General features: G+C 48.5%; 7 protein-coding genes and 1 pseudogene. 1 reads left to right on the forward strand and 7 read right to left on the reverse strand.

The features are described from left to right. Positions 1–436, reverse strand: a 436-nt coding sequence (locus JMJ56_RS35915) for a transposase (RefSeq protein ID WP_202835916.1), incomplete at its 3' end; no start/stop codon positions are given. 504 nt (positions 437–940) lie between these two features. On the opposite strand from JMJ56_RS35915, the gene JMJ56_RS36320 reads away from it, so the two are divergent. Next, entirely contained in the window at positions 941–1207 is a 267-nt protein-coding gene (locus JMJ56_RS36320; RefSeq protein ID WP_202835917.1) for a hypothetical protein, read from the forward strand. Between the two features lie 47 nt (positions 1208–1254). Here JMJ56_RS36320 and JMJ56_RS31970 read toward each other — a convergent pair whose 3' ends face one another. From JMJ56_RS31970 to JMJ56_RS31995, 6 genes and pseudogenes are all read right to left on the reverse strand, one after another. Beyond that, a complete protein-coding gene (locus JMJ56_RS31970; protein WP_202835918.1) occupies positions 1255–2586 on the reverse strand; it encodes a glycosyltransferase in 1332 nt (443 codons plus the stop codon). A gap of 74 nt (positions 2587–2660) precedes the next feature. Next, positions 2661–3731, reverse strand: a complete 1071-nt coding sequence (locus JMJ56_RS31975) for a hypothetical protein (RefSeq protein WP_202835919.1) — start codon at positions 3729–3731, stop codon at positions 2661–2663. Beyond that, complete coding sequence (locus tag JMJ56_RS31980) at positions 3731–6232, reverse strand: glycosyltransferase family protein (protein WP_202835920.1); 2502 nt, start codon at positions 6230–6232, stop codon at positions 3731–3733. The genes JMJ56_RS31975 and JMJ56_RS31980 overlap by 1 nt, the downstream gene beginning before the upstream one ends. 86 nt (positions 6233–6318) lie before the next feature. After that, positions 6319–6597 (reverse strand): hypothetical protein, encoded by a 279-nt coding sequence (locus JMJ56_RS31985; protein ID WP_202835921.1) that lies wholly within the window; start codon positions 6595–6597, stop codon positions 6319–6321. A gap of 257 nt (positions 6598–6854) precedes the next feature. Further along, positions 6855–7748, reverse strand: coding sequence for an FkbM family methyltransferase (locus JMJ56_RS31990; RefSeq protein WP_202835922.1), 894 nt, complete (start codon positions 7746–7748; stop codon positions 6855–6857). 45 nt (positions 7749–7793) lie between these two features. Then, positions 7794–8051: pseudogene (locus tag JMJ56_RS31995) on the reverse strand (glucose-1-phosphate thymidylyltransferase RfbA); the annotation flags it as partial.

The following is an 8051-nucleotide window of genomic DNA, read 5'->3' on the forward strand; positions in this document are numbered from 1 at the left end:
CCGCCAGGTCCGATGGCCACCCCAACCCTACACTCCGGCCAAGGCCGGATTTTCCAACACCTCCGTGGACGTTACCCCGAGCTACGACCGGGGTGCTTCGGGCTTCCTCGGCCACCAACTGCGCCATGACTTCGCGGCCGATGCGCTGGATCGCGGCATGGTGGCGGTCGGTGACGGCATGGATGGCGTCACCGAGGTTCCGCAGCAGGTGCCAGCGGTCGGTGACCTGGACGGCATCGGGCGCACCTTGGCGCGCGCCGTCGGCGTATACGCTGGCCCGGTTTCGGACGACGATCTCGACGCCGGGGTTGGCCCGTAGCCACACGGACAGGCTCTCGGCCCGCCGGTCCGGCAGCAGGTCGACGACCCGGTTGCGCTCGAGGTCGACGAGGACCGTCCCGTACCGCTGGCCTGGGTTCCGGCGTAGCGCCCGCACACCGCGCCATCCGCAGCAGCGTGTCGGCGCTGGTAGGCATGGCCAGCCGCGCCGCGAGGCGGGCGCCGGCCTCGCCGCCGGCGGCGAGGCCGAGATGGCGCTGCAGGTCGCTCAACCGCCCGATCCGGCGCGCCGTGGGCGGCGCGGTGTCGGCGAACCGTTCGGCGACGGTTACCCGTGGACAGGCCGGCTGCGGGCATCGGAAACGCCGGGACCGTACGTGCAGCCGCATCCTGCACGACCTGCCCTGTCAGGTCGTGCAGGATGCGGTCGTACCGGCTGTGGACCCGCCGGGAGGGTGCGGCGCAGGTCGGGCAAGCCGCCCAGGGCTGGCGCGGCGTGACGAGGATGGTGAGATAGTCGGGAGAGGGCAGGGTCTGCTGGACCAGCAGCCCTACCGGAATGAGCGCCAGGAGGCGCTTGGGCAAACACGACACTTCGAGGAGGAAAGGGTTCCTCCTATGTGCTCATGCCGCCGCAGAACAACGACCCGCAGCACGGAAAGTGCGGGAGAACCAAAACCTCCTCAGCATTGACACCGGTATCCGCGAAGCCATCCGGACCACCGGCGCCAGCCTTCTCTATCTCCTGCCCTACTCGCCGGACCCGAACCCGATCGAGTGGGCCTTCGCAAAGCTGAAGGTGCTGCTCCGCAAAGCGGCGGCCCACACCCGACAGGTACTCTGGACCACCATCGGCCATATGCGCGACACCTTCACACCAGCCGCGCAACAAAACCACTCCGACAACTCAGGCTATGGGTTCGAGTGAACTGGAAATGCTCTAGATTGACGCCATTTTTTAAGTCTTACCTTTTTTCACTTAACAAAAACGAATTTGACATTGTCAGAGCTAAAGTCGCTGCTATCGGACCAGTAGAATTCAACAAACACCGGGGTTAACGACATCACAAAAAGCAAAAGGTGGTTGCCATCATTACCGGAGTAAAAATTCTCCTTTGCATCAAAAATGAAATCGAAAGGCTTCTTTATGTCTGTGGGCTGAATATTTGTGTAAACAATACCGTCACACTCGAAAGCACCTTTGAATATAACGTTTCCATTTACAGAATGCGAGACCTCAAATTTCTTTTCAAGGCGGGAGTTATAGAGGCCGCTGACAGCTATCGAGGGAGCTTCTGTCTGGATAACTATTCGCAGCTTTTTGTGCAGCGCAGGTTCTAGCTCGATACGCTTTGGAGCAACCGATTTACTTTCAACATGCAATACATAGCTTCGCCGCTCAAACTTATCCCTAATCCCAGCTTCAGATTCCGCTCGAAGTCTAACTCCATGCCGAATGCTTGACAAAAGCGGTGCAGATAAAATCTCCACGGCTTGTTGAGACAGCTTCTCAAGCCTTTGCAATAGCGGATGCCGGTCGACTAAATCGCGGCCAATTCGTCCGATGAAAAACGGTAAATTAGTAAGAGTTTTTGCTGTGAGATCCAGCACCTGCTCTGACTTAGCTCCTTGTATCGCTAGCAACCCGTTCAATGCCATCTCCAATGTCTGAATTTTCACTCCATGAAAATGCAGTATAGTGCAGTTCGAATTGGCTCCCCAGTGCGGGCGCCAATTAAACTCAGCCGACAAAGCTTCGATTCGGCCCGCAAGGAATTTATTGAAAGAAGCTTGATCAAAGCCTGGGAAAAATACCGAAAGGTTGTCCCTACTGAAATTGTAATAGTCTTCGAGAACTCTTGAAAAATTATCCCTATTAAAAAGCAAAACGCCGGAATTGAAGCTGGAATAACTAAACGGAATATCAGCAGGTGCTGCTGCTACGAGGCGCGGGCTCACCAGAAAAGGTGTCGGGTCCTTCAAAAAAACCACGTCGCAATCTGCGTAAAGAAAAATCGAGTCACTTAAAAGGTTTACAGCTTCATACCGCAGGTAGTTCCCTTTAGCCTGAGCTGGATAACCAGTAGTCTGAGTCAATTCGTCAATTTTTTCTGCTAGAGGTGTTTTCGCTTGAAGGTAAGAGACTCGCTGGCCATCGAGCCATGCCGCGAAAGACTCGGTAATCTCATCGACAAGGACAACAGGTTCTAAAGAGGTATTGGTTTTGACGCTATCAATGGCAAGTTTGAGCCATCCCTCCAGCTCTCCCATTAGGCCATTGCGGTCAATTGCGAAGACCACCTTCATCTGCTGTTCCTTACTTAGGATATCTAACACTTTCAGCACACTGTCATCTCGTCAAAGACAGTTAGAAAAAACGTTCAAATCGCCTCAAATCCACGCTTACCTGACTCGCTTAACAGCTCCGGCATCTCTTGCCTGATCCAGTTGAAGTAACTATTGCCTTCTGTGTGGAATGGATCTGAAAATGCTTTCATCAAATCAGGACGATTTCTATAAAAAACTCGCGCTCCCTTTGAAATTTTCACTCCGTTGTTAAATTTGCCATAACTCCAGTACCCTGATGGTATTCCGTCCATATGAATGTGCTTAATGGCTTTTTTGTACCAATTCCAAACTTCAAGTATCTCAACGTTATCGCCAGCGTATTTCTCCGTCATTAAATCGCCCGCTGCGTTAATTTTTGTGTAGTGATAGAATTTCAACGGCGATCCATTTACGAGCGCAACACCTTTGTCGTTAAACGAAATGCGCCGAGTACTAAGATTCCAGCTTGCCACATTACAGCCGGGATCTCTTTCAACTTTAACTTTATCAAAAAGAGCTGGAACTAGGTCACACCATTTTTGGTCGGTAAATATTCCGTTCTCTACTTCATCATAACAAGCAATATAAAGCTGCTTCGCCCACCAATTGGCGAACTTCCGGCCGCTAGTGTCGTTTTTAACCGCAACGAAACCAAGGTTAAAGATGCCATATTTGAGTGACGTAATTTCATTATCTCGAATTACGCCTTCTGCAGAATTTGCATCAACTTGATGAGGAGTAAGCAAAATGGACGAAGCGTTCAATTTGCTTACAAGACTGTCTAAGGGATGGAAAATGGCGATATCCGGGTCAAAATAAAAAACTTTATCTGCGTCGGAATTTAGTAGATGCGACATCATTTGGCCTTTTACTGCCGTACACGCCTCAACGATATCGTGCTTAAATATCCAGCTACTAAAATTCGGGAATCCTAAATCTTTCGCATAAATGTACGAATCGAAGTCGGCCAAAGCTACATCCGGGTCTAAGTTAGGGGGTGGTTCGTCCACCAACATTGCCCAGATCTGCCAGTCGGGATGCACAGCCTTCAATGTCCTAGCAAGCATAATTGCGCGCGTCAGATAGCTAAACGAGAAGCTCGTAAAGCATTGTATTTTTGTCATTATAATACCTCCTCTGCAAAACTCTCGATTAGTGTGGCACTAGTGCCGCAATCTTCAATCACATAGTATTTTCTATTTTTTCTTATGTTTTTTGCAGAGATTACTGCCGCTTTTGTTTGAAAAAAAGAAACAATACTTTTTGTGTCTCCAAAAACCTTTCCACACGACAACCTTTCCGCGAGGGCTGCAACGTTGCCGCTCGTTTTAAGACAAAGGATGTGACATCCGGCTGCTACCCCCTCATGAGCTACATATGAGAACGTTTCAGGCCAAGGGGAAAGCATAGCGATAAAGTCGATTTCGTATTCTTTCAATAATCGTTGCGTAGCCATCCGATCGCGTGGTGTAACTTCGGTAGTAACGAATTCGCATTCCGGAAGCGTAGATACTCCCTTTGCGCCGAAGTGATAAAACTTGTAGCGTGGATCGTTACCAAATTCATCAACGATTGCAGCGAATGTTTCCCAACCCTTACTCGGCGATGGATAGCCAACGAACGCCACTTTTACCGGCAAAGTAAACTTTCGTTTCGGAGGTCCAGCCTCAAGAGTGAGAGTCCAATGCGGATGTACAAAAGCTTTGGCGTGTTTAAGGTAATTTTTATCTTGCCAAAGTTTCAGTGTGAACTCCGACGGTGCGACTACCTCCATATTTCCGTTTTCGAAAAATCGCTGAAGTCTATTTAGGTGTGCCCCCCTTCTAGAGCCATAAACGCAGACGCGACAAGCAATGCTATTTACAGGAGGCGAATTGCAGAAGCTTAGATCATTTCTTAATAAATTAAACCCTTCACAAAGACTTGTATAATCGTGCAGCCAAAAGAAAGATCGATCTGGTTTGAAGTTATCCCTCAAAGAGTTAATTCGATCGAGATCAAACCCTAATAGGCTGTGGATCACAAAAATTCGCTTGCAGTCCGCTTTCAGACACAGTGAACCTATTACTTTTGTCGCGTTGTCGAGTTCACAGAAGCCCAGTATTTTACCGTCCAATACCAGTTGGACTTCAAAAACGCTTACATCGTCTAAGGTTGCTAGTTGCGGTTTACGCGGCGACATTTGCAAATAGGCGAATTTTTTTGCACGAAATCTCCGCTCTTCATCGGCAATGAAAATCTGCGTACCGCCTATTACCTGAACATAACAATCGTGGCTAAGCGCGATAACTAACCCGCTCTTGCCGGATAGTATTGCAGACAAATGCTGCCTGAGCAGTTTCATGCTCAACGGTTTTCCAGAAGAAGGAGCATAATTTTGAGAGCGCGCGATTGGGTCTTTCGCGGCGTCGAGTATACGCCGTCGGTAGCCACCGGGCCGAACTGGAGCTCGCCCTTCAGCACGTCCAGCTATCAAATAGTGCCAGAAGGGGTTCAAACCTGCAGATCGAACATCCTCGTTAGCTTCTAAGTAGTAAGTCGAGTCGAAATTTTTGTTTGGATTACGGCGTTCTTTCCATCCAGTGTAAAAATAATGCTCAACAGCTGAAACTCCAGATTCAACTATGTCAGTATATTGTGACATGTAGTACTGCACCGAAAATTCCGAACTTACTAAAAGGATTTGCTCTGCGTCCTGGCTGCCTAAACTTTCGACGGTCTTTGCGCCTTGGGTCAGCCGACCTTCGGCACGCCCAATCTTGATATAATGCAAAAAGGGGTTGATCCCGGCCTCGCGAACTTCGGGATTTGAAAACAAGTAGAAGTTGGTGTCGAAATCTGCCCTCGGATTTCTGCCTTCACGCCATCCCGTATAAAAAAAATGCTCCAGAGGGTCGAGTTTCGCCAGGGCGACGTCAGATTGTGTACGCAGATAAAAGTCTGGATCAAACTCTTCAGCCAGCAAAGATATTTCATCGTTGGCGAAAGAGGTTTCGGCGACTTTGGCGCTTTGAAAATTGTTCAAATTAGCGCCTGAAGTTTCTAGCGAATCCTTTTCATTCTCTGGCTGGTAGGTGCCCTTTTCGACTTCGAGCAGGGCAAGAAAAGGGTTCACCAAAAGCGCGACTGCTTTCGGCACCGCGCTTTGAATTTCTGCTATCGATGAATGTTCATTTGGAAGTAAACCTTCACGCCAGCCTCGGAATGCGAAGTGAGCCACAAGGTCAATTTTATTGGATACGAGTTCTGGTAACGCCGTTTTATAATAATCGGCATCGACAACACCTCGTAGCGGTGTAACCCAGTCCACAACTGGAAAGCCAAAAAGCAGGTTGCTTCTTGCAGCAGGGCGAACACTTGGTACGATTTTGCGTCGCTCATATCGTCCGTGTTGCAGATAATGAAATAAAGGGTTCATTCCTGAAATGGCGACGTCGCGATGCGTTATCAGGTAGCTTGTGGTGTCAAAGTAGGGATTAGGATTTCGTCCCTCAATCCAGCCGACCTCACAAAAGTGGTCAAGCATTTGGGATTTCGGAATGCCGAGATCTGGATACTCCGCTTCGTAGAAGTCGGCATCGAAGGCAGTACCGACAAATTCACGCAGCCCCAGTACCTGTGTCATTTTACCACCTAGCCCCTGAACGGCGCGAAGGGGCCGTAAGACCCCTTCTAGGAAACCAGCTACACCGTTAGATAACTGGTTTTAAATTAAAACAATGAGAAGTCTTTATAAGGAAGACGGCCTTCACGAAAACCAGAATACTCAAAATGTTCTTGAGCATTTTGGATGCCTCCTCGGCGAATAGCTTCAGCAACATCGGGGTTGCTTTCAAGATAAAACTTCTCATCCACCAAAATTTTAGAAGGCATTCTTCCTTCGAAGTACCCGGTATTAAAGTAATGCTCGCCAGCACTTGAGATTTGTTTTTTTGCTACTGCGGTCCTGATATCATCATTGTTTGAAATATAATAATCCTCGTCGAACATTCCTTTTGTCTTGAGCGCCCCACTTACGAATTGTCGGAAAAGGTGCGTTGGAACAGATACAGCGTCGGACCTGTCACTCTTCGAAGCGGAAAGAATTGTTGTAAGGCGAGAGTACTGCATTGCGATCTCCTAGTTTTTGGACAGCATAGGCCATTAATGGCTCTTATGGTGAAGATTGCCGTTCTCAGCGATTAGAAATCATGCAATCTTGGATGAGAACCATATTGCAGGAAATCATTTGGGATAAGTTACTGCCATTAGAGAAAGAGAGCACAGCTAGTGCTTCCATCCCAACCCGTACGTACATCTATCTCGGTTGGAATTGATGTTTGAAATGGTCTCGCTACGCGGAGGTTTCGGGGCTTACGGCTCCCCGGAGGTATCGCCAGTAAGCCCATCTCAGATTTCCACCAAATATTATCTGGGTTAGTTCTGTAATTTTTTTTGTTGAAAGGGTGAGTTTCTAGCCAGTACACAGTATAATTTAAACGCTCAAAGAAATTTATTCTTTCTTGTAAATCGTTTAGATCTAGCTGTTCGAAAAATACTGCAGGCCTATAACGTTTTATTAAGCCTGCTGCGCCTTTTATTGCTTGGAGCTCCATTCCTTCGATGTCAATTTTTATGAAGTCAACTTTTGGCACGACGTCTAACATATCGTCCAAGCGAATTTTGACTACTTCATCAAAAACTTGCCTTCTTGAGAAAGGCCAAATAGACAATATTTTTTTTCTTTTAGGTATATCGTCGATACGAAAAGCGCCGAAATTTCCACTGCCGCTATAGCTTATTTTAATCGGAATTGATCCTGCTTTGTCGGCACACACTGCTCGTAATGAATGAACATTGCCAAGCGAATTCAGAAGAATGTTAAATTCAAGAATAGTAGACATGTCGGGCTGCGCTTCAAAAGAATAAACCGCGCCTTTTGCAGCCATGCGCGCAAGAGCCATTGTATGGGTTCCGACATTTGCTCCGACATCAAAAACAATGGAGTCTTCAGAAACCAACTCGGAAATACAATTTATTTCGTGTTCAGCCCATTCGCCATATAGTTTTAGTGCTCTCCCAATGACGTTGTCGTTTTTAAAAAAAGCCATGGTTCCATAGCGGCATTTAGCTAAATCTAAAAGATCGCTTTCAATCAACATCGCACAACTTTCTAATTGTTTTTGTGCCACAAGGCCGATTTAAGTTCAGATTGAAGCTTCTAACTGATGCTTTAAGTAGGTCCCATATCCGCTCTTGTTGAGCGGCTTGGCGATCTTCAGCAGCTGCGCATCGTCGATGAACCCCTTGCGCCAGGCAATCTCCTCCGGCGAGGCGACCTTCTGCCCGGTGCGCTTCTCGATCGCGCGGACGAACTCGCCAGCCTCAAGCATGCTGTCATGCGTGCCGGTGTCGAGCCAGGCGTAGCCCCGCCCGAGCCGGGCCACGCGCAGCGTGCCCTCCTC

This window comes from Belnapia arida, assembly GCF_016773205.1.
Taxonomy (GTDB): Bacteria; Pseudomonadota; Alphaproteobacteria; order Acetobacterales; family Acetobacteraceae; genus Belnapia; species Belnapia arida.

What these genes read in the sequence shown, in the direction of transcription:
- JMJ56_RS31980 (WP_202835920.1), bottom strand. Translation starts at nt 6,232, where the DNA reads ATGACACAGGTACTGGGGCTGCGTGAATTTGTCGGTACTGCCTTCGAT.
- JMJ56_RS31975 (WP_202835919.1), bottom strand. Translation starts at nt 3,731, where the DNA reads ATGACAAAAATACAATGCTTTACGAGCTTCTCGTTTAGCTATCTGACG.
- JMJ56_RS31990 (WP_202835922.1), bottom strand. Translation starts at nt 7,748, where the DNA reads ATGTTGATTGAAAGCGATCTTTTAGATTTAGCTAAATGCCGCTATGGA.
- JMJ56_RS31970 (WP_202835918.1), bottom strand. Translation starts at nt 2,586, where the DNA reads ATGAAGGTGGTCTTCGCAATTGACCGCAATGGCCTAATGGGAGAGCTG.
- JMJ56_RS31985 (WP_202835921.1), bottom strand. Translation starts at nt 6,597, where the DNA reads ATGTTCGACGAGGATTATTATATTTCAAACAATGATGATATCAGGACC.